Here is a 26,898-nt window from a genome sequence, read left to right as displayed (position 1 = left end):
CCGCGCCGGTCGAGATGCCGGAGGGGCGAGGCAGGCGAACAATGGACGGGTAGACCCGCGCACGGTCGGTGCGGGGGACCGCTCGGGGACTTCCCAAACGGACACGGCCTTGCCATGAACGCAGGAAGCCCGGCCGCTACCCGGCCGACACCTCCCAGGGGTGCGCTGTACCGACTGGGACACTGGTGCGCCCGCCACTTCATCGTCGTCATCGCGCTGTGGCTGGCGGCGATGGTGGGACTCCAGATCACCGACAGGGCGGTCGGAGGACAGTACTCCGACGACTTCGACCTCCCCGGGGTGCAGTCGACGGAGGGCCTCGACGCCCTCCAGGCGCACGACCCCGCGGCCGCCGGCTACACGTCGCAGATCGTCCTGAACAGGACCTCCGGGCCGCTCACGGACGAGGCGTCCGTCATCAACTCGACCGTCGCCGCCCTGGAGAAACTGCCCGACGTCATCGGCGCCCAGAACCCCCTGCCGCCGCCGGGCACCACCCCGCCCGCCCTGCCGGCCGGGGTCCCCAACACCGGCCCGCTGTCCACCGACGGCAAGACCGCCTACATCACCGTGCGCTTCAGCGTGCCGCCCTCCACCCTCGGCACCGACTACCTGCCCGGGGTCGACACCGCCGTCCAACCGCTCCGCGACGCGGGCGTGGACGTCGAGTACGGCGGCCCGCTCGGCGAACTCGCCCGGCCCGCGGCCGACGACCGCACCAGCGAGGCGATCGGCTTCGCCGTCGCGATCGTGGTCCTCCTCATCGGCTTCGGCAGCGTCATCGGGGCCGTCCTGCCGCTGATCACCGCGCTCCTCGGGGCGATCTGCGGCCTCGCGCTCCTCGGCCTGATGGCGGCGGCCTTCACCTTCGGCACGGTCTCGCCCACGCTGGCCACCATGATCGGCCTGGGCGTCGGCATCGACTACGCGCTCTTCCTCATCACCCGCCACCGCCAGAACCTCATGAACGGGCACGATCCGGCCGAATCCGCGGGCCTCGCGACCACCACCAGCGGCCGCGCCGTCCTGGTCTCCGGCTGTACGGTCATCATCGCCCTCTCGGGCCTGTGGGTCTCCGGCGTCAGTTTCATCGGCAAACTGGGCCTCGCGGCCGCCTTCACGGTCGTCACCGCGGTCCTGGCCGCGCTCACCCTGGTCCCGGCCATGCTGGGGCTCGTCGGCAAGCGCATCGACCGCTACCACGTGCGCAAGCCCGTGGCGGAGACCGACGCCGAGCCCGGAGCGCCGGCGCACGGCACCTGGCACCGGTACGCGCAGCGGGTGGAGAAGCGCCCCTGGTGGTTCCTGACCGGCGGCGTCCTGGTGCTGCTCGTCCTGGCCTTCCCGCTGCTCTTCATCCAGCTCGGCCACATCGGCGACGGCGCCGACCCCAAGTCCTTCACGGACCGGCGGGCGTACGACCTGATCTCCACCGCCTTCGGGCCGGGCGCGAACGGGCCTCTGACCGTGGTCGTGGACCAGACGGCCGTACCCTCCGCGGACCGCGCGGACCTCGCCGACAAGCTCAAGCAGTCACTGACCGGAGTCCCCGACGCGGCCTACATCACCCCGCTCCAGGCCACCCCGGACGGGGACGTCCTGGTCGGCACCGCCTACTCGGTGGCCTCCCCGCAGGACGAGAAGACCACCCAGCTGACCAACCATCTCGTCGACGACGTACTGCCGCAGGCCGCGGCCGGCACCGAGGCGAAGACCTACATCACCGGCACGACGGCCGCCCAGGTGGACTTCCTCGACCTCGTCTCCAGCCGGCTCCCGCTGATCATCGCCGTGGTGGTGGGGCTCGCCTTCCTCGTCATCCTCATCGTCTTCCGCGGACTCCTCGTCGCGGTGAAGGCCGCCGTCCTCAACGTGCTCTCCATCGCGGCCTCGTACGGCGTGGTCGTGGCCGTCTTCCAGTGGGGCTGGGGCGGGCCCGCGCTCGGTGTCTCCGGCAAGGTGCCCATCGAGAGTTACGTCCCGATGATGATGTTCGCCATCGTCTTCGGCCTGAGCATGGACTACGAGATCTTCCTGCTGTCCCGTGTCCGCGAGGCGTGGCTGCGCACCGGCGATCCGAAGGCCAGTGTGGCCCATGCCCTTGAGATCACCGCCAGGGTGATCACCTGTGCCGCACTGATCATGGTGAGTGTCTTCGCGGCCTTCATCGTCTCGGACAACATCGTGGTCAAGATGCTCGGCCTCGGTCTGGCGGCCAGCGTCCTCATCGACGCCACCGTGGTGCGCCTGCTGCTGGTACCGGCGGTGATGACCCTGCTCGGCAAGCACGCCTGGTGGACCCCGGGCTGGCTGGACCGGATCCTGCCGCACCTGGACACCGAGGGCGAGGGAGAGGTGGAACCGGCGGCGGCCGGCGCGAAGAAGGGCTGAGGCTCAGCCCCGTGACAGTTCGCCGAGCAGCTTCCAGGTGCGTACGCGGTCGTCCTCCCCGTTCAGCTCCGTCGCCGTGAACACCACCTCGGTCGCCCCCGCCTCGCGGTAGCGCCGTACCTCCGCGGCGACCGTCTCCTCGTCGCCGATCACGGCGATCTCGGCAGCCCGGGCGGCGCCGGACGCCTCGATCGCGCGCCGGTACGACGGAATCCGCTCGTACAGCGCGAGCGCCTCGGCCGCCTTCTCCCGTACGGCTTCCACCTCGGCGTTCGCGGTGACCACGCCCGGGACGAGGGCCACGATCCGGGGCGCGGGGCGGCCGGCCGCCGCGGCGGCGGCGCTGACGGTGGGGACGATGTGCTCGGCGAGCGCGCGCGGCCCCGCCAGGAACGGCAGGACCCCGTCGGCGAGTTCACCGCTGACGCGCAGCGCCTGCGGACCCATCGCGGCCACCAGGACCGGCACGGTCGGCCGGGCGCCCGGCACCGCGGCCGAGTACGGCGTCGTCGCGGTGAGCAGTTCGCCGTGGAAGTCGGCACTGCCCGTTTCGAGCAGCGGGCGGAGCGCCGTCAGGAACTCCCTGAGCAGACCGATGGGCCGCCGGTACGGAATGCCGAAACCGGTCTCGGTCAGGTGCTGGGTGCCGAGGGCGAGCCCGAGGTGATAGCGGCCGCCGGTGGCCGCCTGGGCGGTCTGCGCCTGGCTGGAGACGAGCAGCGGATGGCGGCCGAAGACGGGGATGGCGGAGGTCCCGACCTGGAGGCCGGGTACCTCGCGCCCCACGATCGCGGCCAGGGAGGGCGAGTCGTACGCGAAGGTCTGGCCGAACCACGCCGAGTGCAGGCCCGCGTCGCGCGCCTCCCGCGCGAGCCGCACCGTGCTGTCGATCGTGCGCTGGACGGAGGTCGAACCGAGCGTTACTCCGAGAGTCATGCCATCGCCAACCGGCCCGCCCGCGAACGGGATTCCCGCCGGTGTGTGAACAGTGTGTTGCACGGTCGGGGAGCGGGTCGGCGAGGAGCCGGGGCGGGGGAGGCGAGGGGCGGCCGGGGGCGCCCCGGGATGATGGGGCGATGACGACTCTCGCCGAGGTGGACGCGCTCGCCGGCCGCGCGCACGCCGGACAGACCGACAAGACCGGTGTCCCGTACGTCGAGCACGTCCGGGCGGTCGCCGCCGGCCTGGAACCGCTCGGCCCGCACCTGGCCATGGCCGGGCTGCTGCACGACGTCATCGAGGACACCGCGTGGACGGCGGAGCGGCTCCGCGCCGCCGGGATCCCGGACCGCGTCGTCGCCGTCGTCGAGGCCGTGACCAACACGCCCGGCACGGCGTACGAGGAGAAGATCCGCCGGATCACCGAGGACCCCGACGCCACCCTCGTGAAGATCGCCGACAACGCCCACAACAGCCGCTCGGACCGGGCCGCCGCCCTGCCGCCCGAACAGCGGGAACGGCTCGCCGCCAAGTACCGCGCGGCCCGGGAGACCCTGTGGGCGGCCGCCGCCCCCGAGTACATCGCGACCATCCTGCGCATCGTCAACCCCGAACTCCTGGCAGAGCTCGCCTCCCGCTGTGACGCGGGTCACGGGAACCCGCTCCGGGGGCCGGACAGACGAGAGACGTGAACAACGACATGCGCGCACGCGTCCGGGACGGAGACCCCTCGGCCTTCGCCGAGCTCTTCGACTCCTACGCCCGGAGCGTCTACAACCACGCCTTCCGGCTGACCGGCGACTGGTCGGTCGCCGAGGACGTGATGGCGGCGACCTTCCTGGAGGCCTGGCGGCTCCGGCAGAAGGTGGACCCGGACGGGGGATCACTCCGGCCCTGGCTGCTCGGCGTCGCCACCAACGTCTCCCGCAACCACTGCCGCGGCAACCGCCGCTACCGGGCGGCCGCCGACGCGTACGCCGCCGCCGGACGGGCCGAGGCCTCGGTACCCGACCACGCCTCCGAGGTCGCGGGCCGCATCGACGACCGGCGCCGCATCGCGGCCACCCTGCGGGCGCTCGGCACCCTCCGCCGCACCGAACGCGAAGTCCTCGTCCTCTGCCTCTGGGAGGGCCTCGCCTACACCGAGGTCGCCCAGGCCCTGCGCGTCCCCGTCGGCACCGTCCGCTCCCGGCTCTCCCGCGCCCGCGCCAAGCTCCGTACCGGCGCCGAGGAGGAACTCGCCAGAGAAAGAAGCGAACGCGTCCCGGAAAACCGGGAACCCGCCTCCCGCACCCGACAGACAACAGGTGATCGCGTGAACGCGGTCCGGCCCGCGCAGGAAGGAATCCGATGAACCCCGACCCGTCCAGGAACCGTACGGCGAACCGGCACGAGACCGGAGGCCTCCCGGCGATCGAGGAACACGACCTTCCTCAGGGCCGCCACCAGTTCCACAAGGAGCGCCTGATGAGCCAGATCCACGAAGACCGCAGCGCCGCCGCCGCGCGTACCCCGCGCAACCCGTTCCTGCGGAAGGCGATCCTGCTTCCCGCCGCCACCGCACTCGCCGGGGCGCTCGCCGTCGGCGTCCTCGTCCTCACCCCCGGCGATGCCCAGAACCCCCTCGACCGCGCCACCGGCCCCGCCCTCACCACCACCATCGGCGCCGTGGACGCCAAGGGCGCGCCCCGGCTCCTCGACCGCATCTCGCTCGCCGCGGCCGGGGCCGAGGTCCCGAATGGCCGCGCCGGCCAGTACATCTACATCGAGACGCGGTCCGCGAACACCCATGTGAAGACCGTCAACGGCGAGAGCAGCCTCGTCAGCGACCCCCTGCACACCCGGCAGTCCTGGCGGTCGCCCGACGGCCTCAAGGGCTGGCTGATCGAGCCCGGCAACACCGGCCCCGAGGGCATCACCCTGGAAGGCCGCGACGAGAAGGGCGACGTGCCGAAGCCGCACCTCGGCGCGCCCTCGCACGACTACCTCGCGAGCCTCCCCACCGACCCCGACGCGCTGCTCCGGAAGATCTACGAGGAGACCGAGGGACAGGGCAGCGGCAAGGACCAGCAGGCCTTCACCACCATCGGGGACCTGCTCGTCGAGAGCTGGCCCACCCCGAAGCTGACGGCGGCCCTCTACCGGGCCGCCGCGAAGATCCCCGGCGTCGTCATGGTGGACGGCGCCACCGACGCCGCCGGCCGCAAGGGCGTCGCCGTCGCGCGGCTCGACGAGGCCAGCGGACAGCGCACCGAGTGGATCTTCGACAGCAAGACCTTCACCTTCCTGGGCGAGCGCACGGTCCAGGTCGAGGGTGACGGCGGCGAGGGCGGCCTGATCAAGCCCGGGACCGTCGTCTTCACCCACGCGATCATGGTGCGGGCCTTCGTGAACGACATCAAGGTCGTGCCGTAGCGGCTCAGCTCGGCAGGCCCGAAATCCAACCGCCCAGCTCCGTCGGGCGGTTGGTGATGATCCCGTCCACGCCGAGTGCCGTCAGGGCCGCCCAGCGGGCGGGGGTGTCCACCGTCCAGACGTTCACCGCCACACCCGCCGTCCGCAACTCGCCGACCACCTCCGGACGGGTCGCGAGCGCCGCGTCCGACACGTTGTACGCGGAGAGGCCCAGCTCCTTCGCGAGCGCCACCGGATCGGCGTCGAGGGTGCTGCGCAGCAGACCGATCGGCAGCTCGGGCGCCAGATCGCGCACGTGCTGCAGCGACGGGATGTCGAAGCTCTGGACGAACACCCGGTCCGTCATGCCCTGGTCCCGGACGTCCCGCACGATCCGGGCCACCTCGGCGTGACTGTGCCGGCCCTTGATCTCCAGGAGCAGCTTCCCGCCGCGCACCCGGAGGTCCGCCAGCTGGGCGGCGAGGGTCGGCACGCGGGTACCGGTGTAGGCGGGTGCGAACCAGGAGCCCGCGTCCAGCGCGTTCACCTGGGCGGCGGTCAGGGAGCGGATCGCGCCCGTGCCGTCGGTCGTCCGGTCGACGGTCGTGTCGTGCAGGATGTACGGCACGCCGTCCTTGCTGGGCTGGACGTCGTTCTCGATCCAGACGGACCCGCCCCGGCGGGCCACCTCGTCGGAGACCAGGGTGTTCTCGGGGGCGGCCGACGGGGCGCCCCGGTGGGCGATCACGGTCGGCGGCGCGGCGGCGCGGCGCATCCAGGGGCCCGCCGGTGCCCCCGCCCGCACCTCCGCCGGACGCGGCTCGGACCGCGAGGGCGGGGCCGTGACGACGAACGCGGTCGCGAGCCCCGCCACGGCGGTGGCCACCGCGAGCAGGGTGGCGACCCCGCGTCGACGGGACCGGGGGGCGGGCGGCTGAACGTCTCTCATGACCGCCCACCCTAAGGGGTGAGGGGCCGGCCGGGCCGAATCGCGGCGCGGTGCTCGCGTCGCGTCGCGTCGCGAGAACCGGAGACAGGGAGGAGTTCCGGAGATTCCCTCGGGGGCGTCCATCGGAACCGACGGCGACCTTCACCCGGCCCTCACCGATCGTCGACCGGGCCGCCCGGTCGATGGCGATATGACCGAATCATCACCAACTGTGCCCCGGTCAACGTGCCGTTGCCGGAAATGCGAACACGTTTGCGCTTCGCGCAAGCGTTCTGGAACTCTCCGTTCGACTTACTGACCCAGGAGCAACGGAGACAACCTCACATGCCCACAAGGCGCATACGTCGCGCGTGGCTCACGGCCGCCGCCACGGCCTCGCTCGCTTTCACCGGCCTCGCGGCGCCGGCCCAGGCGGAGGACCTTCCGCCCACCGTCCCGCAGAGCTGGATCCAGGAGCCCCGTACGACCGAGGCGACCGCCTCGCCGTTCACCACCCGAGCCTGGACCGAGCCCGGCGGCGCGGCCTCACCCGGTGACTTCACCATGTCGCCCGGCGCGCTGAACGCCGAGACCACCACCCGGGTGAACCGCCTGGACGCGGTGCTGCCCAAGTCCGGCGTCCAGAACCTGCTGGTCGGCGCCAACCGCACCGTCCAGCCCTGGTGCTCCCGGGACCCGTTCGGCACGGCCCCGGACCCCGACATCAAGTACTGCCTGCAGAACGACGACTCCGTCTCGCAGGAATGGGTCCCCCAGGGCATGACCGGCGTCTCCGACGCCAAGGTCAACGAGCTGTGGGGCGACGCCGGCAACATCCAGCTCTTCGCCTCCTACGACGGCTGGGACCCGGGCCGCGAGAACGACCCGCTCCCGACGGCCGGCGACTGCACCACGGCCGAGCTGGAGGCGAACGACGCCTGCAACCAGAAGGGCGTCCGCATCACCTTCGTCCAGAGCCGGACCAACCCGGCCACGGGCAGCCCCGAGGTCAAGTACCGGCACGTCCTGCTGGGCTGGACCTATGTGAACTCGGCCGACCACGTCTCCTTCGACGGTCTGCACGCCGCCGAGTACCCGATCCAGAAGGGCGTCCACGCCGGCGGGATCGTCTGGTACGGCAACTACCTCTACGTCGCGGACACCCGCAACGGCCTGCGCGTCTTCGACATGCGCTCCATCATGGACCTCGACCCGGACGGCGACCCCAAGACGCACGACGCGATGGGGTCCGACACGGACGGCGTGAAGACCACCGCCAACGTCGAGGACAAGACGAAGGTCGGCCGGCACGACAACGTCTGGTACAGCTTCGGCTACCGCTACGTGATGCCCCAGGTGGCCGCCTGGAAGTTCAAGGCGACGCAGAGCAACCCGCAGGGCTCGTACGCCTGTGTCTCCACCGGAGCACCGAAGGCCTCCTACATCTCGCTGGACCGCAGCACCGTCCCGGACCGGCTCATCATGGGTGAGTACTGCCGTCCCGAGAGCGGCTACCCGTCCACCGGCCGCATCGCCTCCTACCCGGTCGCGGCCCTGGAGGGCCGCTCGGCCGACGTCGCCGCCGAGGGCTGGGCGAACTACCTGCCGCTGGCCAACGGCGGCGCGCAGGGCGCGGCGGTGCACAAGGGCACCCTCTACGTGAACGAGTCGAAGGGCACCGACGAGCCCGGCAACCTCTGGCGCTACACGTGGGACGGCGGCCGGCTCGTCCAGAACGGGCAGGCCGTCAAGACCGCCCGGGGCGCCGAGGACCTCTATGTCGAGCGCGGCACCGGCCGGCTGTGGTCCCTCTCCGAACACCGCCCGGGACAGGCGTCGGACTGCGGGGCGAACCGTGACACCGGCGACCCGGCCGGCACGGACTACTGCCAGCGGGTGCTCTACGGGCACAAGCTGAGCTGGCTCGACGGCCAGCCGTAGCACAGAGAGGAAGGCCGTGCCGGTCGCCCGGCCCGGCCTTCCTCTCATGAACGCGGATCAGCCGCCGTCGGGAGCCTGCAGCTCACCCGTCCGCGCCACCTTCGCGTACCAGCGGGCGCTGGACTTCGGGGTCCGCTCCAGGGTGTCGTAGTCCACCCGGACCGCACCGAAACGCTTCGCGTAGCCGTACGCCCATTCGAAGTTGTCGAGCAGCGACCAGAGGAAGTACCCGCGGACGTCCACCCCGTCCGTGAGCGCCCGGTGCACCGCCTCCAGGTGCGCGTGCACATAGGCGGCGCGCTCCGGGTCGTGCACCGAGCCGTCCGGCGACACCACGTCCTCGTACGCCGCCCCGTTCTCGCTGATGACCAGCGGGAGTCGGGGGTACGCCTCCGACACCCGGGTCAGCAGGTCGTACAGCGCGCTCGCGTCGACCGGCCAGCCCATCGCCGTCCGCTCGCCCGGCGCCCGGTGGAAGGCGACCGAGTGCGAGCCCGGCCACGGCGAGTGGTCGCTGTTGCCGTGACCGTCGTCCTGCGGCTTCTCCGCACCCTCCGGGACGTGCGAGACGACCGTCGGCGTGTAGTAGTTGATCGCCAGCAGGTCCAGCGGCTGCCGGGCCGTCGCGGTGTCACCGTCCCGGACGAAGGACCAGTCGGTGACCTGCGCCGTGTCGAGGAGCAGGTCCTCGGGGTAGGCGCCCTCCAGCATCGGCCCCAGCCAGATCCGGTTGCCCACGGCGTCGATCCGGCGGGCCGCGTCCAGGTCCTCGGCGGAACCGGTGAGCGGCCGCACCTCGTGGAGGTTGAGCGAGACCGCGATCTGCCGGTCCGCGGGCAGCGAGGACCGGAGGGCCTGGACCGCGAGACCGTGCCCGAGGTTCAGATGGTGGGCGGCGCGCAGCGAGGCCACCGGGTCCGTGCGGCCCGGGGCGTGCACTCCGGAGCCGTATCCCAGAAAGGCGCTGCACCAGGGCTCGTTGAGGGTGGTCCAGCGGGTCACCCGGTCGCCGAGGGCGTCGGCGACGATCCCCGCGTACTCGGCGAACCGCTCGGCGGTGGACCGCTCGGGCCAGCCGCCCGCGTCCTCCAGCTCCTGCGGCAGGTCCCAGTGGTAGAGCGTGAGCGCCGGCTCGATCCCGGCGGCGAGCAGCTCGTCGACGAGGGCCCGGTAGAAGTCCAGGCCCTTCTGGACGGCCGGCCCGCGCCCGGTGGGCTGCACCCGGGACCAGGAGACGGAGAACCGGTAGGCGTTCAGGCCGAGTTCGGACATGATCCCGACGTCCTCGCGGAACCGGTGGTAGTGGTCCACGGCCACGTCACCGGTGTGCCCCTCGAAGACCTTGCCGGGGGTGTGCGAGAAGGTGTCCCAGATGGACGGAGTACGGCCGTCCTCGGCCGCCGCTCCCTCGATCTGGTACGCGGCGGTGGCCGCGCCCCAGAGGAAGTCGGACGGGAACGAGCGGGTGGCGGTGAGCGGCCGGGTTTCGGACGCGGTCATAGGAGAGGGCTCCCAACGCGGGTACGGGGTCGGTACGTTCGAGACGTTCGAGACGTTCGGTAGAGAGGGGCGGGGCGGCCGGTCAGCTCTTGACGGCGCCCGCGGTGATGCCGCCCACGATGTGCTTGCCCAGGAAGGCGAAGACCAGGAGGAGCGGCACGGTGGAGATGAGGGCGCCGGTCAGCACGACGGCGTGGTCCACCGTGTGGTTGCCCGCGCCGAGCCCGGCGAGTGCCACCTGAAGGGTGGGGTTGCCGTCCGGGGTGAGCGCGATGAAGGGCCAGAAGAAGTCGTTCCAGGCCTGGACGAAGACCAGCATGCCGAGCACGGCCATGGCGGGCCTCGCCACCGGGAAGACCACGTGCCAGATGATCCGGAGGCTGTGCGCGCCGTCCATCCGGGCCGCCTCCACCAGCTCCATCGGCAGCGCCTCCACCAGGAACTGGCGCATGAAGAACACGCCGAACGCGGCGACGAGCGAGGGCAGGACGACCGACTGGAGCTGGTCGAACCAGCCGAGGTCGGTGATGATCTGGTACAGCGGGATGACACTGAGCTGCGGCGGGATCGTCATGGTGGCGACCACCAGGGAGAGCAGCATGCCCCGGCCCCGGAACGGCAGCTTGGCGAAGGCGAAACCGGCGAGCGTGGAGAACAGCACGGTGGACAGGGCCACCAGGCTCGCCACGATCGTGGTGTTGACCAGCGCCTCGCCCATGTCGACCTGGTTCCAGGCGAAGCTGAGGTTGTCCAGGAGGCGGTTGCCGGGCAGCAGCGGCGCCGGCGCCTCCACGACCCGCTCGCCGCTGTGCGAGGCGGCGACCACGTTCCAGTACAGCGGGAAGAGCGAGACGAACGCGGCCACGACGAGCAGCACATAGGTGAGCGGTCCCGCGTGATGCTGCCGGCCGGCGGTCTGCCCGAAGCGGCGCCCGGGGCGGGCCGCCGCCGGGGCGGCGGCCGGGACTCCGGACTCGGCCGGACTCCTGTCGAGCGTGTGCGTCATGAGATCAGCCCCCCAGCTTCTTGCGGTTGTGGCGGGAGACGAGCGCCTGGACGCCGCCGACGAGCAGCAGGAGCAGCAGCATGACCCACGCGATCGCCGAAGCCTGGCCCAGTGCGCCGGTCACCCAGCCCTTCTCGTACATCAGCAGGCTCAGCGTCTGGAACTGGTTGCCGCTGCCACCGCTGATTCCGACGCTGCCGCCGAAGAGCATCGGCTCGCCGAACAGCTGGGTGGCGCCGATGGTGGAGACGATGATGGTGAAGAGGATGGTCGGCCGGATCGACGGGATCGTGACGCTGATGAACTGGCGCCAGCGCGAGGCCCCGTCGAGCGAGGCCGCCTCGTACAGGTCCTGCGGCACGGCCTGCATGGCGGCCAGGTAGATCAGCGCGTTGTAGCCGGTCCAGCGCCAGGTGACGATCACCGAGATGGCGATCTGCGCCGGCCACTTGGACGACTCCCAGTTCACCGGGTCGATGCCGATCCAGCCCAGGACGCCGTTGATCATGCCGTAGTCGGTGTTGAACAGCTGGGCGAAGACCAGGGTCGCCGCCGCGATCGAGGTGGCGTACGGGGCGAGGATCGCGACCCGGAAGAAGCCCCGGCCGCGGAGCTTGTAGTTGAGCAGATGTGCCAGGCCCAGCGCCATGAGCAGCTGGGGAACGGTCGCGATCACCCCGATGGTGAAGGTGTTGAACAGCGCGTTCCAGAAGAACTCGCTGGTCGCGAGGTCGGTGTAGTTCTCCAGACCCTTCCACGTCGGGTCCCCGCCGAGCTCGACCCGGTGCAGCGAGAGCCAGCCGGTGTAGATCAGCGGGAACAGGCCGAAGGCGGCGAAGGTGAGGAAGAAGGGGGCGACGAAGACGTACGGGATCGCCTTGATGTCCCAGCGGTAGAGCCTGCTGCGCAGGCCGCCGGGGGAGCGGCGGCCGCGCGGGCCGGGGGAGGCGGGCGGTGCGGCGGGCGGCGGGGAGCCGTCCGGCCTCGCCCGAACGGAGGTGGCCACGGGGGCGTCCTTCCAGGGTCGATGCGTGCGGTGGTGCGGACGGTGCCGGTCCGCCGCACGCGGGCGGCGGACCGGCGGGTGTCCCCGCTACTGGTCGATCTTGTCGTCGACCAGCTTCTTGACGTTCTCCCAGGCCTTCGCCGGGTCGGTGCCGCGCTGCTCGATGTCGAGGATGCCGTTGTCGGTGAGGAAGGTCTTGACCTGGCCGTCGTAGCGGCTGATCGCGGCCGGCGTGATCCCCGACGCCGCGCTGGAGAAGATCTTGCCGACGGGGGTGTCACCGAAGTACGGCAGCTTCGCCTCCTGGACGGCGGTGGAGGTGAGCGTGTCCCTGGACGAGGGGATGTTGCCGTTGACCGCGAAGACCTTGGCGTGCTGCGCCGGGGCGGTCAGCCAGGCGGCCAGCTCGGCGGCCTCCTTGGTGTGCTTGCCCGCCTTGGGCACGGCGAGGAAGGCGCCGCCCCAGTTGCCGGCGACCGGCGGCGCGGCGATGTCCCACTTGCCCTGGTTGGCGGGGCCCGCCTGGTCCTTGATGATGCCGGTCATCCAGCTGGGGCAGGCGACCGTGGCGAACTTCGAGTTCTTGAAGGCGGCGTTCCAGGTGCCCTTCTCGTCGAACTGGCGCAGCTTGGCGGTCAGTCCGCCCTGGGCGGCCTTGACCGCGGTGTCCCAGGCGTTCTTCACGCCGGGGCTGTTCTCCCAGTCGAGTTCGCCGCTGGTGTTGGCGTACTGCACCGGGTCGCTGGAGACGACGGCGTTGAAGAGGCCGCTCGCCGAGTCGTGGAAGGCGGTGCCGGCGGGCGCGGCGGCCTTGTACTTCTCGCCGGTCGCGAGGAACTTGGCCCAGTCGCCGGACCACAGCTTGCCCACGGCGTCGCGCTCGGTGGGCAGCTTGGCCTTGGCGAAGAGCTCCTTGTTGTAGCAGATCGCCATGGGGCCGATGTCGGTGCCGAGGCCGATGACCTTGCCGTCGCCGGTCGTCGCCTGCTTGACCTTCCAGTCGAGGAAGGCGTCCAGCTTCGCGCCGCCCTCCTTGCTCAGGTCGACCCACTTGTTCGCCATCGTCGTACCGGTCGCCTCGGCGATGTAGCCGACCTCGACGGCCTGGATGTCGGCGACGCCGCTGTTCTGGGTGAGGCGCAGCTTCAGCGTGTCCCAGTACTTCTGACCGTCGGAGACGTTCGACTCCTCGATCTTGATGTTCGGGTGGAGCCGCTCGTACTCGGCGTAGAGCTTCGCGCCGGTCTTGTCGTCGTAGCCGAAGGAACCGAAGGTCCCGACCCGCAGTGTGATCTTCTCGTTGCTCTGGCCGCCCCCGCCGCCCTTGCCGCCGTTGTCGTCGTCGCTGCCGCAACCGGTGAGCAGGGTCGTGCCGGTCACGACGACGGCGACCGCCGCGATCGCCGCACGGCGTCCGCGTCTGCTGCTGGAAGTGCGCATTCCACTCTCCTCGTCCAAGGTGGTGCTCGTTGTGCGCCAGGAGGTCCGGCCGGCTGATCGCGGCTCGGCGGCGCCTGCCAGGACCTGATGCAAGGCTGTGCGCATCCCGGATGGGAGCGCTCCCACGTCGTTGCCGGAAGGTTGCTCTCTGGCGGGTGTGGGTGTCAAGACATGAACGCGGATTCGTTACCGGAAGGTTTTCCGGGGGTTTCGCGGGCCCGGGCCGGGGCGGTCGCGTCATCTCCTGAACGCACCTCGTGGCGCGGAGGTGTGGGCTTGGACTACGGTGGGAGCGCTCCCATTCCCTGTGTTCGTTTCCGGCGGGACCGTGGTGAGCAGCGCGTTGTCCTACGAGGGGAGTTCGGGAGTTGTGAGCGGACGGCAGAGCGGCAGACCCACCCTGGAGCAGGTCGCGGCCAGGGCCGGGGTCGGCCGGGGCACGGTCTCCCGGGTGATCAACGGCTCCCCCCGGGTGAGCGAGCAGACCAGAACGGCCGTCGCCAGAGCAGTCGCCGAACTCGGTTACGTACCCAACCAGGCCGCCCGCGCGCTCGCCGGCAGCCGGACGGACGCGATCGCGCTCGTCATCCCCGAGGTCGAGGCCCGGCTCTTCGCGGAGCCGTACTTCCTCGACCTGATTCGCGGAGTCAGCGCCGAACTCGCCGAGGCCGACAAGCAGTTGCTGCTCACTCTGGTCCGCAGCGAGCAGGAACGGCAGCGCTTCGAGCAGTACCTGGCCGCCCAGCGCGTCGACGGCGTCCTGCTCGCCTCCGTCCACGGCGACGACCCGCTCCCCGACCGGATCAGGGAACTGGGCCTGCCGGTCGTGATGAACGGACGCCGTGCCGAGGCCGAGCCCGTGCCGTACGTCGACTCCGACAACATCGGGGCAGGCCGGGCGGCCGTCGCCCACCTAGTGGGGCGCGGGCGGAGCAGGATCGCGACCGTCACCGGTCCGCTCGACATGTACGTGGCCCGCGCCCGGCTCGGCGGCTACCGTGCGGGGCTCGCGGAGGCCGGACTCGCCCCCGACGAAGAGCTGGTCTCGGCGGGCGACTTCACCGAGGAGGGCGGCCGGCGGGCGATGCGGCTGCTGCTCGACCGCAGCCCGGACCTGGACGCCGTCTTCGCCGCCTCGGACGTCATGGCGGCCGGGGCGCGGGGCGCGCTGCGCGAGGCGGGCCGCCGGGTCCCCGAGGACGTGGCCCTGGTCGGTGTCGACGACTCGCCGGTGGCACGGCTGATGGACCCGCCGCTGACGAGCGTGCGGCAGCCCATCGAGGAGATGGGCCGCACGATGGCCCGGATGCTGATCCAGGAGATCCAGGGGATCGCCGAGGCACCGGAGGAGCCCCGCCGACGGGTGCTGCCGACGGAGCTGATCGTGCGGGAGTCGTGCTGAGCCGGTCCGGGGGCGTACGCGGCGGGCCGGGCGTTCGGGCGGATCTCTATCCCGGCGGCCGGGTGTCGGGGAGACCTCGAACCCGGTGGGCCGGGCGTCGGGCAGGCCTCGACCCCGGCGGGCCGGGTGTCGGCCGGGCGTCGGGTGGACCGGGACCGGTCGGGCGGGGTGGTCGGGCGGGGCGCACGAAGGCTCCCGCGGCCGGCCGGGACCCTGGGGTCCGGCCGGCCGCGGGGCCTGTGCGGGGTGTTACAGCGCCGGGTGGGCGTTCTTCAGGAGCTCCTGGAACTGGGCCGAGAACCACTGGCCCGAGATCGGGGCGTCCGGCAGTGCGCCCGACATGCTGTTCCCGTTACGGGCGTTGCCCGTGTACGTCGGGTCGCACATCCGGTCGAAGCCCTTGCCCTCGTTGTTCGGGATCTCCTTGCTGGCGCCGTCGGACTCGCCCGGCGGCTTGACCCAGACGTACGCGTCGATGCCCGCGGCGGGCGCCGCCTGGGGCCGTTCGCCGAGGCCCGCGCCGGACTGGTTGCACCAGTTGCCGAGGTGGATGCGACGGTCGTACTTGCCGCCGTTGACGTACGTGTCGACGGTGCTCGTCGGGCCCGCGGCGGTGGGCCGGGCGGTGCCGCCCCAGCCGTTGCGGGAGGTGTCGATCAGCATGCCGAGGTTGCTGTCGAAGCCGAGCGAGACGAGCTTGGTGCGCATCGCCTGGGCGTAGGACAGCTCGTCGGTGTAACGGTTCCAGTCGACCCACTTCGACTGGCGCACGGAGACGCCGTTGACGCTGTCGTTGATGGTGAAGTGGTCCTCCTTCAGGGCGCTGTAGTTGGCGGTGTTCACGATGAAGCCGTGGACGTTGGCGACCGTGGAGCCCTCGGCCGTGGCGGCCTGCTTGAACAGCTCGGCGGAGGCGCCGAAGTTGTCGTCCCAGCCCAGCCAGCCGTGGTGGCCGGCGTCCACGTAGTTGTAGACGTTGCCGATCGCGCCCAGCTTCCTCAGCGCGTAGCCGACGCCGGTGATGTAGTTGCCGTTGGCCTTCATGACGTCACAGTTGGCCGTGGCGGTCGGGCGTCCCGAGACGTTGGTGACCAGGTTGGGCAGCGAGTCGATCTCGACCGTGGTGACGATCCGCAGGCCCGCGTACTTCGAGTCGGCGAGGATCGCGGCGATCGGGTCGATGTACTCGGTCTTGTAGCGGCCGATCTCGGTCGGGCCGAGCTCGCCGTTGGAGGCGAGTGCGGCACAGTCGCGGCCCGGCAGGTTGTAGACGACCAGCTGGACGACGAGCTCTCCGGTGCCCTTCTGCCGCAGGGCCTCGTCGAGGTGGGCACGGAGGCCCATGGAGGTGGCGGAGCCGTTGACCGCGGCGATCCGGTCGAGCCAGACAGCGGTGGGCTGGTTGGAGACCTTGGTGCCGCCCGGCTCGGCCGCCGCCTTCGCGGACCACTCGGGGTTCACGTACACCTTGGCGCCGGCGTACGGGTTGTCGGCCTTGGTGCCGGCCGGCGGCGTCGTCGGCGGGGTGGTCGGGGGAGTGGTGGGCGGGGTGGTCGGGGGCGTCGTGGGCTCGGTGGCGCCGTTGCAGACGACTCCGTTGAGCTTGAAGGTCGCGGGCACGGCGTTGGTGCCGCTGTACGAGCCGTTGAAGCCGAAGGAGGTGGAACCGCCGGTGGCCAGGGTCCCGTTGTAGGAGACGTTCTTGGCGGTGACGGCGGCGCCGGACTGGGTGATGGTGGCGTTCCAGCCCTGGGTGACCTGCTGGTTGCCGGCGTAGGTCCACTCCAGGGTCCAGGAGGCCGTCGGGTCACCGGTGTTGGTGACGGTCACGTTGGTGCCGAAGCCGGTGCTCCACTGGTTGGTGATCTGGTAGTCGACCTTGCAGCCGGGGGTGGCGGCGCCGGCGGTGGCGGTGCCGAGGACGGTGGCGGTGGCGCCGGTGGCCGTGATGAGGCCGAGGGCCGCCAGGAGGGCGGTGCGACTGGTGCGGCTCATGCGGGTGGGGATTCCTTTCAGGGGGTGAGGCCGCGCAGGTGATCGCGCAGTCCGATGCCGAATGCGGTGGGGGTGCCGTCGTACGAACTGATCAGCGCGGGGCCGGAGTTGCAGTTCCAGGTGTTCCAGGTCCAGCCCAGGTACGAGAGGCCGCGGTCGTCGAACCACTTCATGACGCGGTCGATGAACGCGTGTCCGCAGGTGTTCTCACCGATCTCGCCCGCGAGGAGGGGAACCTCGGCGGCTACCGGGGCGAGGGTGTTGTTCCAGCACGTCTCGTCGGCGCAGGTGTTGAAGTTGTAGACGTGCCAGGCGGCGGCCAGATTGCCCGCCGGGTCCGTGGGGCGGTACGTGAGCCACTGGCTCAGGTCGTTGGAGTACGCGACGCCCGGGACGAGGACGAGGTTCTTCGACCCCGTGGCCCGCACGGCGTCCAGCAGGTCCTGCATGCCGGCGACCTCGTAGCCGATGCCGGGGCAGGTGCCGCCGTCACGCCAGCAGGACCAGGCCTGGGTCGCGGTGGAGGTCGCCCGGTCCGGATAGGGCTCGTTGAACAGGTCGAAGACGACCCGCTTGTCGTTCTTGAAGGTGTTCGCCACCGAGGTCCAGAACGCCGGTGTGTACTGGGCGTCGGGCATCGGCTTCTGGCAGGAGGCGTGGATGTCGGCGCAGCCCGCGGAGTTGCCCGTGTACTGGCCGTACGTCCAGTGGAGTTCGACCACCGGGGTCATACCGTGTGCGATGACCTTGGTGACCAGGTCCTTCACGGCGTTGATGTAGTTCGTGCCCCGGTACTCGGGCTTGATGTTGTCCAGGCCGAGCCAGCACTCCTCGTTGAGCGGAATGCGGACCGTGTCGGCCTTCCAGTCGGCGATGGCCTTGACGGAGGCGTCGTCGACGGGACCGTCCCAGATGCCGTAGCCCTGGACGCACATGAACTCGCCGCCGGAGCGGTTGACGCCGAGCAGGCGTCGGGTCGCGCCGTTCTGATCGATGAACCTGTTGCCGGACACGCTGAGTTCGGGCGCGCCGGTGACCGGTGTCGGCGTGGTCGGGGGAGTGGTGGGCGGGGTGGTGGGTGGCGTGGTCGGGGGAGTCGTGGGCGGTGTCGTCGGATCGGTGGGTGTGGGTGTGGGTGTGGGTGTGGGCGTGGGCGTCGGGGTCGTGCCCGAGTCGCACGGTGCGCCGTTGAGCGTGAACGCGGTGGGCGCCGTGTTGGCACCCGACCAGGACGCGATGAAGCCGCCCGTGGCCTTCGCGCCCGTACCGAGCGCGGCGTTCCAACTCTCGTTCACCACCGTGACGTCGGTCCCTGACTGGGACCACTTGCCGCCCCAGCCCTGGCTGACGACCTGGCCGGCCGGGAAGGCGAAGCCGAGGGTCCAGCCGTTCAGCGCGGCACTGTCGTTGGTGACGGTGACGGCACCCTGGTAGCCGCCGGCCCACTGGCCGACGACCGAGTACTCCACCGTGCAAGCGGGTGCGGCCGCGGCTCCTGAGGCCGTACCCATGAGGGCGAACGTGGTGCTCGTCATCGTGAGCGCCACTCCGGAGAGCAGCGCGGAGAGACGTGGGAGATGTCGCATGAGCGAGTCCTCGCAGCGAGGGCACACCCCTGACGGTGTGCCGGCCGGACGGATTCGCTCCCACTGGTCGGGCAGACCGTAGCGTCAACTACCGCCAAGCAAAAGAGGTGTTGGGTAAATTCCCCCGCCAATTGCCTTCGACTCTTCACGCACCTTGACGCCGATGCGTCCCAACTGCACAGTGGGAGCGCTCCCACTGGTTCAGAGCTTGTTTCCATGCACCTTCGCTCTTCGCTCCCCCGACCTCCCGAGCCGCGAGGAGAACCACCCGCATGCCACGCCTCCGACCAAGAACGCGACCCCGCCGACAGCTGACCGCGCTGGCCGCGGCGCTCTCCCTCCCCCTCGGCCTCACGGCCGTCGGCGCCACCACGGCCCAGGCCGCCGACGTGCAGTGCAGCGTCGACTACACGAAGAACGACTGGGGTTCGGGCTTCACCGCCGAGCTCACCCTCACCAACCGGGCCACCACCGCGCTCAACGGCTGGACCCTCACCTACGCCTACGCCGGTGACCAGAAGCTCACCAACGGCTGGAACGGCGTCTGGTCCCAGTCCGGCAAGAACGTCACGGTGACCAACGCCTCCTGGAACGGCACCGTCGCCGCCGGGGCCGCCACCACCACCGGCGCCCAGTTCACCTACACCGGTGCCAACGCCGCCCCCACCTCCTTCGCGGTCAACGGCACCCCCTGCACGGGCGCCCACCAGCCGCCCGTCGCCGTCCTCACCAGCCCCGCACCGGGCGCCGTCTTCACCTCGGGCGACGCGGTGCCGCTCGCCGCCACCGCCGCCGCGGCCGACAGCGCCACCGTGAGCAGGGTGGAGTTCTACAGCGACACCGCGCTCCTCGGCACCGACACCACCGCGCCCTTCACCTTCAGCGCGGCCGGGCTCGCCACCGGGGCCCACTCCCTCTACGTCAAGGCCTACGACAGCCTCGGCGCCTCCGCCGAGTCCGCGCCCGTCGGCATCACCGTCGCCGCCGGCCCCGCGCTCGTCGCCGCCCCGAGCCGGCTCGGGGTACGCCAGGGCGCCACCGGCACCTTCGACCTGAAGCTCTCCACCGCCCCCACGGCCAATGTCACGGTGAGCGTCGCACGCACCTCCGGCAACACCAGCCTCACCGCGACCCCGGCCTCGCTCACCTTCACCCCGGCGAACTGGAACACCGCCCAGAAGGTGACCGTCGCCGCCGCGGCCACCGGCACCGGCTCCGCCGTCTTCACCGCGACCGCACCCGGCCACGCCAAGGCCGAGGTGACCGTCGCCCAGCTGGCCGCGAACTCCACGTACGACGCCCGCTTCCTCGACCTCCACGGGAAGATCACCGACCCGGCCAACGGCTACTTCTCGCCCGAGGGCATCCCGTACCACTCCGTCGAGACGCTGATCGTCGAGGCCCCCGACCACGGGCACGAGACGACCTCGGAGGCGTACAGCTACCTCATCTGGCTCCAGGCCATGTACGGCAAGGTCACCGGCGATTGGACCGAGTTCAACGGCGCCTGGGAGACCATGGAGAAATTCATGATCCCCACCCACGCCGACACGCCCACCACCGGCTCCTACAACGCCTCCAAGCCGGCCACGTACGCCCCCGAGTGGGACCTGCCCTCCCAGTACCCGGCGCGCCTCGACTCCGGTGTGACCTCGGGCTCCGACCCGATCGCCGCCGAACTCAAGAGCACCTACGGCACCGACGACATCTACGGCATGCACTGGATCCAGGACGTCGACAACGTCTACGGCTACGGCAACGAGCCCGGGAAGTGCTCCGCAGGTCCGACGGCCACCGGCCCCTCGTACATCAACACCTTCCAGCGCGGGCCCCAGGAGTCCGTCTGGGAGACCGTCACCCATCCCACCTGCGACAACTTCACCTACGGCGGGCGGAACGGCTACCTGGACCTGTTCACCGGGGACGCCTCCTACGCCAAGCAGTGGAAGTTCACCAACGCCCCCGACGCCGACGCCCGCGCCGTACAGGCCGCCTACTGGGCCGACCTGTGGGCCAAGGAGCAGGGCAAGGGCGGCCAGGTCTCCGCGACCGTCGGCAAGGCCGCCAAGATGGGCGACTACCTGCGGTACGCCATGTTCGACAAGTACTTCAAGAAGGCCGGGAACTGCGTCGGCCCCACCACCTGCCCCGCCGGCACCGGCAAGGACAGCGCGCACTACCTGCTGTCCTGGTACTACGCCTGGGGCGGCGCCACCGACACCTCCGCCGGCTGGTCCTGGCGCATCGGCTCCAGCCACGCCCACGGCGGCTACCAGAACCCGCTCGCCGCCTACGCGCTCAGCGAGTACGCCCCGCTCAAGCCCAAGTCGACGACGGGCGCCGCCGACTGGGCGACCAGCCTCGACCGGCAACTGGAGTTCTACCGCTGGCTCCAGTCCGACGAGGGCGCCATCGCGGGCGGCGCCACCAACAGCTGGCAGGGCCGCTACGCCACCCCGCCGGCCGGCACCCCCACCTTCCACGGCCTCTTCTACGACGAGAAGCCCGTCTACCACGACCCGGCGTCCAACCAGTGGTTCGGCTTCCAGGCCTGGTCCATGGAGCGGGTCGCCGAGTACTACCAGCAGACCGGTGACGCCCAGGCGAAGACCGTCCTCGACAAGTGGGTCTCCTGGGCGCTGTCCAAGACCACGATCAACCCGGACGGCACCTACCGCGTCCCCTCCACCCTCCAGTGGTCCGGCGCACCCGACACGTGGAACGGGGCGAGCCCCGGCGCCAACGCCGGCCTGCACGTCACCGTCGCCGACTACACCGACGACGTCGGCGTGGCCGCCGCCTATGCCAAGACCCTCACCTACTACGCGGCCAAGTCCGGCCACGCCGAGGCCAAGCGCGTCGCCAAGGCCCTCCTCGACGGCATGTGGGACCACCACCAGGACCCGCTGGGCATCGCCGTCCCCGAGACCCGCGCCGACTACAACCGCTTCGACGACCCCGTGTACGTACCGAACGGCTGGACCGGCACCATGCCGAACGGCGACACGGTGAACACCTCCTCCACCTTCGCCTCGATCCGCACCTTCTACCAGGACGACCCGGCCTGGCCGAAGATCGAGGCCTATCTGGCGGGCGGCGCCGCGCCCGTCTTCACGTACCACCGGTTCTGGGCCCAGGCGGACATCGCCCTGGCCATGGGCTCGTACGCGGAGCTGCTCGAATAGCAGCCGCCCCGCACGGAGCGGCTCCGCGTACGACGAGGCCGGGCGGACCCCGAGAAGGGGACCGCCCGGTCTTCCGCCGTTCCGCCGGCACCTCCCGACGCCCTGTCACTGTCGTCCCCGACGTGGCAGACGGTCGCTTCTCGTCGCCCCGGCGGTGCTGCCGGTCCTGGGCCGGGGTCCATTGACGCGCGTGATCTCCCCTCCTACGTTCTCGTTCGGACATACGACCGTCGGTCGATATCTCGAACATCTTGAACGAGAGGGAATCGCGTGTCCCACGCCGAACGCACCACCCGCACCGCTCGTTTCACCCTCGACCCCGACTTCGCCGTCGGACCCGTCGACCCCCGACTCTTCGGCTCCTTCGTCGAGCACCTCGGCCGCTGCGTCTACACCGGCATCCACGAGCCCGGCCACCCCGCCGCCGACGAGGACGGGCTGCGCACCGACGTCCTGGAGCTCGTCCGCGAGCTGGGCGTCACCGCGATCCGCTACCCCGGCGGCAACTTCGTCTCCGGATACCGCTGGGAGGACGGCGTCGGGCCCGTCGGGGAGCGCCCGCGCCGGCTCGACGTCGCCTGGCGGTCCACCGAGACCAACCGCTTCGGCCTGCGCGAGTTCATCGCCTTCCTGAGGAAGGTCGGGCCGCGGGCCGAGCCGATGATGGCGCTCAACCTCGGCACCCGGGGCATCACCGAGGCCATGGACCTCGTCGAGTACGCCAACCACCCGGGCGGCACCGAGCTCTCCGACCGCCGGATCGCCCACGGCGACAAGGACCCCTTCGGCATCCGCCTCTGGTGTCTGGGCAACGAGATGGACGGCACATGGCAGACCGGGCAGAAGACCGCGGAGGAGTACGGCCGGCTCGCCGCGCAGACCGCGCGCGCCCTGCGCCAGATCGACCCGGGGCTCGAACTCGTCGCCTGCGGCAGCTCCGCGCGCGGACTTCCGACCTTCGCCTCCTGGGAGGCCACCGTCCTCGCCGAGACGTACGAGGTCGTCGACCACGTCTCGCTGCACGCCTACTACGAGGAGACCGACGGCGACCGCGACTCCTTCCTCGCCTCGGCCGTCGAGATGGAGGCCTTCATCGAGGAGGTCGTCGCCACCTGCGACCACGTCGGGGCCCGGCTGAAGTCGGCGAGGAGACTCACCCTCTCCTTCGACGAGTGGAACGTCTGGTACCAGCGCCGGCCCAACCCCCACCCGGTGGAGGACTGGCAGGAGGCCCCGCGCCTTCTGGAGGACGTCTACACGGTCACCGACGCCGTCGTGTTCGGCAGCCTCCTCGTCACCCTGCTCCGGCACGCCGACCGAGTCGCGATCGCCTGTCTCGCCCAGCTCGTCAACGTGATCGCACCGATCATGACCGAGCCCGGCGGCCGCGCCTGGCGCCAGACCACGTTCTTCCCCTTCGCCCAGGCCTCCCGGTACGGCCGGGGGACCGTTCTCGACGTGCGCGTCGACTCACCGACGTACCCCACGGAGCGGTACGGCGACGTCCCGCTGCTGCACGCCACGGCCGTACGCGACGAGGACGGCGGTGTCACCGTCTTCGCGGTCAACCGTGGCCGGAACGCACCGCTGACACTCGAGGTCGCCCTGCGCGGGTTCGAGCCGGGCCGGGTCGTCGAGCACAGTGCGCTCGCGGACGCGGACCCGGAGGCGTCCAACACGCTCGACGATCCGGAGCGGGTGGCGCCGCACGCGGTGGCGGGTGCGACGCTCGTGGACGGGACGCTGCGGGCCGTCCTGGAGCCGATGTCGTGGAACGTGATCCGGCTGCGCTGACGGCCGCGTCGTGGAAGGCTCTGACAGGCCCTTGGTTGAATCCTTTCAGCCTCCCGCTCGCGACCCCCTCGGCGAAGCGCTTCGAAAGATCCTGTCCGAAGCGTTGACGTGACTGACGGGCGAACCTACTTTGTCCCAGCAAGCGCTTTCCTGAAACGTTCAAATCACACGCGCGGGAGGACGAACTGTGCGTACTCACAGCACTGTCGACCGTCGGAATCTGCTGAAGTTCGCAGGCGGGTCACTGGCGGCTCTCGGCCTGACCGCCGCGGGATGCGGCGCCGGCTCCGGATCCGGGGACGGCACCGTCACCCTCCGATACGCCTGGTGGGGCTCCGACGACCGGGCCAAGCGGATCAACCAGACGATCGCCCTCTTCGAGAAGAAGCACCCGAAGATCAAGGTCAAGACCGACTTCCAGCCGTACGCCGACTTCTGGAAGAAGTTCAACACCCAGGCCTCGGGCGGCAACGCCCCCGACGTCTTCCAGAACGCCATCGGCTTCCTGCGCAAGTACGACGCGAAGAACGTCCTGCTCGACCTGCGCGAGCAGGCCGAGCGGGGCAACCTCCGACTCGACGGGTTCCGGGCCGGCCTGGAGACGTTCGGCGAGGTCGACGGCAAGCTCCTCGGCGTACCCGTCGGAAGCAACTCGATGGCCCTGGTCGTCGACCAGACCGTCTTCGGCAAGGCGGGCGTCACCCCCAAGGCCGGATGGACCTGGGACGAGTACCACGCCGCCCTCGCCAGGATCCGCGACACCCAGGGCCGCGCCGGAGACGCCGGCCCCTACGGAATCATGTACCTGTACGACCTCTACCTGCGCCAGCAGGGCAAGGCCTTCTTCACCACCGCCGGACTCGGCTTCACCGAGGCGGATCTGACGGACTGGTGGACCACGGCGCACCAGGGCGTGAAGTCCGGCATCTACGCCGACCCGAAGCGCACCATCCAGGCCAAGCCGAAGTCCGCGGTCACCGCCGAACTCGCCGCCTGCGAGTTCACCTGGGACAACTTCACCGTCCGCTACGCCTCCGAGGGCAAGAGCCGGTACGGTCTCGCCCCCATCCCGACCACCGACGGCCGCAAGACCGGCCAGTACCTCGGCTCGCTCATGCTCAGCGGCTCCCGGCGCACCAAGCACCCCGAGGAAGTCGCCCGGTTCATCGACTTCATGGTCCACGACCCCGAGGTCGGGAAGATCATGGGTTACGACCGAGGCGTCCCGGCCACCACGGCCCAGTACCAGGCGTACGTGCCGAGCGACCCGGTCGGCAGGCAGATCGCCGCGTACGAGAAGCAGCTGGTGGAGTCCCGCGTCCTGGAGCCCATCACCCCGCACCCGGCGGGTGCCGACGTCACCGAGGCCGCCTTCCTGCGGCTCGGCGAGGAGATGTCGCTGGGCACGAGGCCCGTGCCGGACGCGGTGAAGCAGTTCTTCACCGAGGCGAAGACGGCGCTCTCCTCCTGATGGACGCCGCCGTGACCTCCGTACCGAACGCCGGGCCGAACCCCGCACCGCATCCCGCGCCGGGGACCCCGCCGGAACCGGCGACCGCACCCGCGGACGCCGGCTCCGGCGGCGGGGGGCGGAAGGGCGCCGCCGGACCGCGCGGCCGGGGCCGCCGCGAGAACCTCGCCGGCTATCTCTTCATGTCCCCCTGGATCGCCGGCTTCCTCCTGCTCACCGCGGGGCCCATGGTCGCCTCGCTCTACTTCGCCTTCACCGACTACAACCTCTTCGACGCCCCGCGGTGGATCGGCCTCGACAACTTCACCGAGATGTTCGGAGACCCGCGCTGGCGCACCTCCGTCGAGGTGACCAGCTGGTACGTGGTGATCGGCACCCCGCTCAAACTGGCCGCGGCACTCGGCGTGGCGCTGCTGCTCAACCAGAGCCGCCGCGGGCAGGGCTTCTACCGGGCCGCGTTCTACGCACCCTCACTCGTCGGCGCCAGCGTCTCCATCGCCATCGTCTGGCGGGCGCTGTTCTCCGACGGGGCCGCGATCGACCGCGGCCAGCAGTTCCTCGGCATGGAGGCCGGCGGCTGGATCGGCGACCCCGACCGCATCATCTACAGCCTGATCGCCCTCACGGTCTGGCAGTTCGGCGCCCCCATGGTCATCTTCCTCGCCGGACTCAAACAGGTGCCGCGGGAGCTGTACGAGGCGGCGGAGGTCGACGGCGCGGGCCCCTTGCGCAGGTTCTGGAGCATCACCCTGCCGATGATCTCCCCGGTGCTCTTCTTCAACGTGCTCCTGGAGACCATCCACTCCTTCCAGATCTTCGGATCCGCCTACATCATCGGCAGCCAGGGCAACGCCTGCGGACCGGCCGACGGCACCCTCGTCTACACCTGCTACCTCTACATCCAGGGCTTCGAGAACAGCCGGATGGGCCTCGCCTCGGCGATGGCATGGATGCTGCTGCTCGCCGTCGCCCTGGTCACGGCGTTCCTTTTCTGGTCCCAGCGGCGCTGGGTGCACTACGAGGAGGGGGCCCGATGAGCCTCGTACGCACCCGGACCGGCGCGCGGGCGGGAGCGGGCCGCTCGGCGGGCTCGTTCGCCTGGCACCTCGGTGCCCTCGCCGTCCTCGCGGTCATCCTCTACCCCGTGGTGTGGGTCATCGGCGGCTCCTTCAAGCCGAACGACGAGATCGTCGGCAGCCTGTCCCTCTTCCCCACCGACCCCCTCACCGACAACTACCGGCGGCTCGCCGACGGCATCGCCGACATCCCCATCACCACCTTCTTCGGCAACTCGCTCTTCCTGGCCGTCGGTTCGGTCATCGGCGTGGTCCTCTCCAGCTCGCTCGCGGCCTACGCCTTCGCCAAGGTCCGCTTCGCCGGGCGCGGACTGCTCTTCACCGCGATGATCGGCACGCTGCTCCTGCCGTACCACGTGCTGCTCATCCCGCAGTACGTGCTGTTCCAGAAGCTCGAACTCATCAACACCTACACGCCGTTGCTGCTCGGGAAGTACCTGGCCACGGACGCCTTCTTCGTCTTCCTGATGCTCCAGTTCATGCGCGGACTGCCGAAGGAACTCGACGAGGCGGCGCGGCTCGACGGCTGCGGGCACCTGCGGACGTACTGGTCGATCGTGCTGCCGCTGTGCCGGCCCGCGCTCATCACCAGCGCGATCTTCACGTTCATCAACGCGTGGAACGACTTCATGGGGCCGCTGATCTATCTCAACGAACCCGAGAAGTACACGGTCTCGCTCGGCCTCAAGATGTTCGTCGACCAGGACGGGGTCGCCAACTACGGCGGCATGATCGCGATGTCGCTTGTGGCGCTGCTGCCCGTCGTCGCGTTCTTCCTCGCCTTCCAGCGGTACCTCATCGACGGCATGGCCACGTCCGGGCTCAAGGGCTGAGGGGCGGTGCC

General features: G+C 70.7%; 19 protein-coding genes. 11 read left to right on the top strand and 8 right to left on the bottom strand.

Annotated features, from left to right (window positions below; all coding sequences use genetic code 11):
• The first annotated feature begins 114 nt into the window (after nucleotides 1-114).
• Nucleotides 115-2,391, top strand: coding sequence for an MMPL family transporter (locus tag E0F75_RS06195; RefSeq protein ID WP_187621444.1), 2,277 nt, complete (start codon nucleotides 115-117; stop codon nucleotides 2,389-2,391).
• Nucleotides 2,392-2,394: 3 nt separating this feature from the next.
• On the opposite strand, the gene E0F75_RS06190 is transcribed toward E0F75_RS06195, so the two are convergent.
• Complete coding sequence (locus E0F75_RS06190; RefSeq protein ID WP_187621443.1) at nucleotides 2,395-3,327, bottom strand: LLM class F420-dependent oxidoreductase; 933 nt, start codon at nucleotides 3,325-3,327, stop codon at nucleotides 2,395-2,397.
• A gap of 140 nt (nucleotides 3,328-3,467) precedes the next feature.
• Between E0F75_RS06190 and E0F75_RS06185 the strand changes: the two genes are divergently transcribed.
• From E0F75_RS06185 to E0F75_RS06175, 3 genes are read left to right on the top strand one after another with little or no spacing between them, the layout of a single operon-like run.
• A complete protein-coding gene (locus tag E0F75_RS06185) occupies nucleotides 3,468-4,022 on the top strand; it encodes an HD domain-containing protein (protein WP_187621442.1) in 555 nt (184 codons plus the stop codon).
• A complete protein-coding gene (locus E0F75_RS06180; protein WP_229312527.1) occupies nucleotides 4,019-4,684 on the top strand; it encodes an RNA polymerase sigma factor in 666 nt (221 codons plus the stop codon). Before E0F75_RS06185 ends, E0F75_RS06180 begins: the two co-directional genes overlap by 4 nt.
• On the top strand, nucleotides 4,681-5,745 hold the full coding sequence (locus E0F75_RS06175) for a CU044_5270 family protein (RefSeq protein WP_187621440.1): 1,065 nt from the start codon (nucleotides 4,681-4,683) through the stop codon (nucleotides 5,743-5,745). Before E0F75_RS06180 ends, E0F75_RS06175 begins: the two co-directional genes overlap by 4 nt.
• 4 nt (nucleotides 5,746-5,749) lie before the next feature.
• Here E0F75_RS06175 and E0F75_RS06170 read toward each other — a convergent pair whose 3' ends face one another.
• On the bottom strand, nucleotides 5,750-6,673 hold the full coding sequence (locus E0F75_RS06170; RefSeq protein ID WP_187621439.1) for a glycerophosphodiester phosphodiesterase family protein: 924 nt from the start codon (nucleotides 6,671-6,673) through the stop codon (nucleotides 5,750-5,752).
• A gap of 324 nt (nucleotides 6,674-6,997) precedes the next feature.
• Here E0F75_RS06170 and E0F75_RS06165 point away from each other — a divergent pair, with 324 nt between their 5' ends.
• On the top strand, nucleotides 6,998-8,593 hold the full coding sequence (locus E0F75_RS06165) for a hypothetical protein (protein ID WP_187621438.1): 1,596 nt from the start codon (nucleotides 6,998-7,000) through the stop codon (nucleotides 8,591-8,593).
• A 57-nt stretch (nucleotides 8,594-8,650) separates the two neighbouring features.
• Here the strand turns inward: E0F75_RS06165 and E0F75_RS06160 are convergent, their stop codons facing one another.
• The 4 genes from E0F75_RS06160 to E0F75_RS06145 form a co-directional block, all read right to left on the bottom strand.
• Entirely contained in the window at nucleotides 8,651-10,093 is a 1,443-nt protein-coding gene (locus E0F75_RS06160; RefSeq protein ID WP_187621437.1) for a GH1 family beta-glucosidase, read from the bottom strand.
• Nucleotides 10,094-10,175: 82 nt separating this feature from the next.
• On the bottom strand, nucleotides 10,176-11,099 hold the full coding sequence (locus E0F75_RS06155; RefSeq protein WP_187621436.1) for a carbohydrate ABC transporter permease: 924 nt from the start codon (nucleotides 11,097-11,099) through the stop codon (nucleotides 10,176-10,178).
• 4 nt (nucleotides 11,100-11,103) lie between these two features.
• Entirely contained in the window at nucleotides 11,104-12,105 is a 1,002-nt protein-coding gene (locus E0F75_RS06150; RefSeq protein WP_187621435.1) for a carbohydrate ABC transporter permease, read from the bottom strand.
• An 87-nt stretch (nucleotides 12,106-12,192) separates the two neighbouring features.
• The gene (locus E0F75_RS06145; protein ID WP_187621434.1) at nucleotides 12,193-13,545 is read right to left on the bottom strand and encodes an ABC transporter substrate-binding protein; all 1,353 of its coding nucleotides are present in this window, start codon (nucleotides 13,543-13,545) and stop codon (nucleotides 12,193-12,195) included.
• A gap of 370 nt (nucleotides 13,546-13,915) precedes the next feature.
• On the opposite strand from E0F75_RS06145, the gene E0F75_RS06140 reads away from it, so the two are divergent.
• Complete coding sequence (locus tag E0F75_RS06140) at nucleotides 13,916-14,947, top strand: LacI family DNA-binding transcriptional regulator (protein WP_187621433.1); 1,032 nt, start codon at nucleotides 13,916-13,918, stop codon at nucleotides 14,945-14,947.
• 249 nt (nucleotides 14,948-15,196) lie between these two features.
• On the opposite strand, the gene E0F75_RS06135 is transcribed toward E0F75_RS06140, so the two are convergent.
• Nucleotides 15,197-16,942 carry a glycoside hydrolase family 6 protein gene (locus E0F75_RS06135; protein ID WP_187621432.1) on the bottom strand — a complete coding sequence of 582 codons (1,746 nt, stop codon included), beginning with the start codon at nucleotides 16,940-16,942 and terminating at the stop codon, nucleotides 15,197-15,199.
• Between the two features lie 17 nt (nucleotides 16,943-16,959).
• Entirely contained in the window at nucleotides 16,960-18,528 is a 1,569-nt protein-coding gene (locus E0F75_RS06130; RefSeq protein ID WP_187621431.1) for a cellulase family glycosylhydrolase, read from the bottom strand.
• Between the two features lie 272 nt (nucleotides 18,529-18,800).
• On the opposite strand from E0F75_RS06130, the gene E0F75_RS06125 reads away from it, so the two are divergent.
• From E0F75_RS06125 to E0F75_RS06105, 5 genes are all read left to right on the top strand, one after another.
• Entirely contained in the window at nucleotides 18,801-21,713 is a 2,913-nt protein-coding gene (locus tag E0F75_RS06125) for a glycoside hydrolase family 48 protein (RefSeq protein WP_187621430.1), read from the top strand.
• 270 nt (nucleotides 21,714-21,983) lie between these two features.
• The gene (locus E0F75_RS06120) at nucleotides 21,984-23,507 is read left to right on the top strand and encodes an alpha-N-arabinofuranosidase (RefSeq protein WP_187621429.1); all 1,524 of its coding nucleotides are present in this window, start codon (nucleotides 21,984-21,986) and stop codon (nucleotides 23,505-23,507) included.
• Nucleotides 23,508-23,694: 187 nt separating this feature from the next.
• Nucleotides 23,695-24,978 carry an ABC transporter substrate-binding protein gene (locus E0F75_RS06115; RefSeq protein WP_187621428.1) on the top strand — a complete coding sequence of 428 codons (1,284 nt, stop codon included), beginning with the start codon at nucleotides 23,695-23,697 and terminating at the stop codon, nucleotides 24,976-24,978.
• Nucleotides 24,978-26,015, top strand: coding sequence for a carbohydrate ABC transporter permease (locus E0F75_RS06110; protein ID WP_187621427.1), 1,038 nt, complete (start codon nucleotides 24,978-24,980; stop codon nucleotides 26,013-26,015). Before E0F75_RS06115 ends, E0F75_RS06110 begins: the two co-directional genes overlap by 1 nt.
• Nucleotides 26,012-26,887, top strand: a complete 876-nt coding sequence (locus E0F75_RS06105; RefSeq protein ID WP_187621426.1) for a carbohydrate ABC transporter permease — start codon at nucleotides 26,012-26,014, stop codon at nucleotides 26,885-26,887. The genes E0F75_RS06110 and E0F75_RS06105 overlap by 4 nt, the downstream gene beginning before the upstream one ends.
• The last annotated feature ends 11 nt before the right edge of the window (nucleotides 26,888-26,898 follow it).

The organism is Streptomyces sp. CB02980 (genome assembly GCF_014451325.2).
Lineage (GTDB): Bacteria > Actinomycetota > Actinomycetes > Streptomycetales > Streptomycetaceae > Streptomyces.
This window is presented reverse-complemented; position numbering and strand designations above follow the sequence as displayed.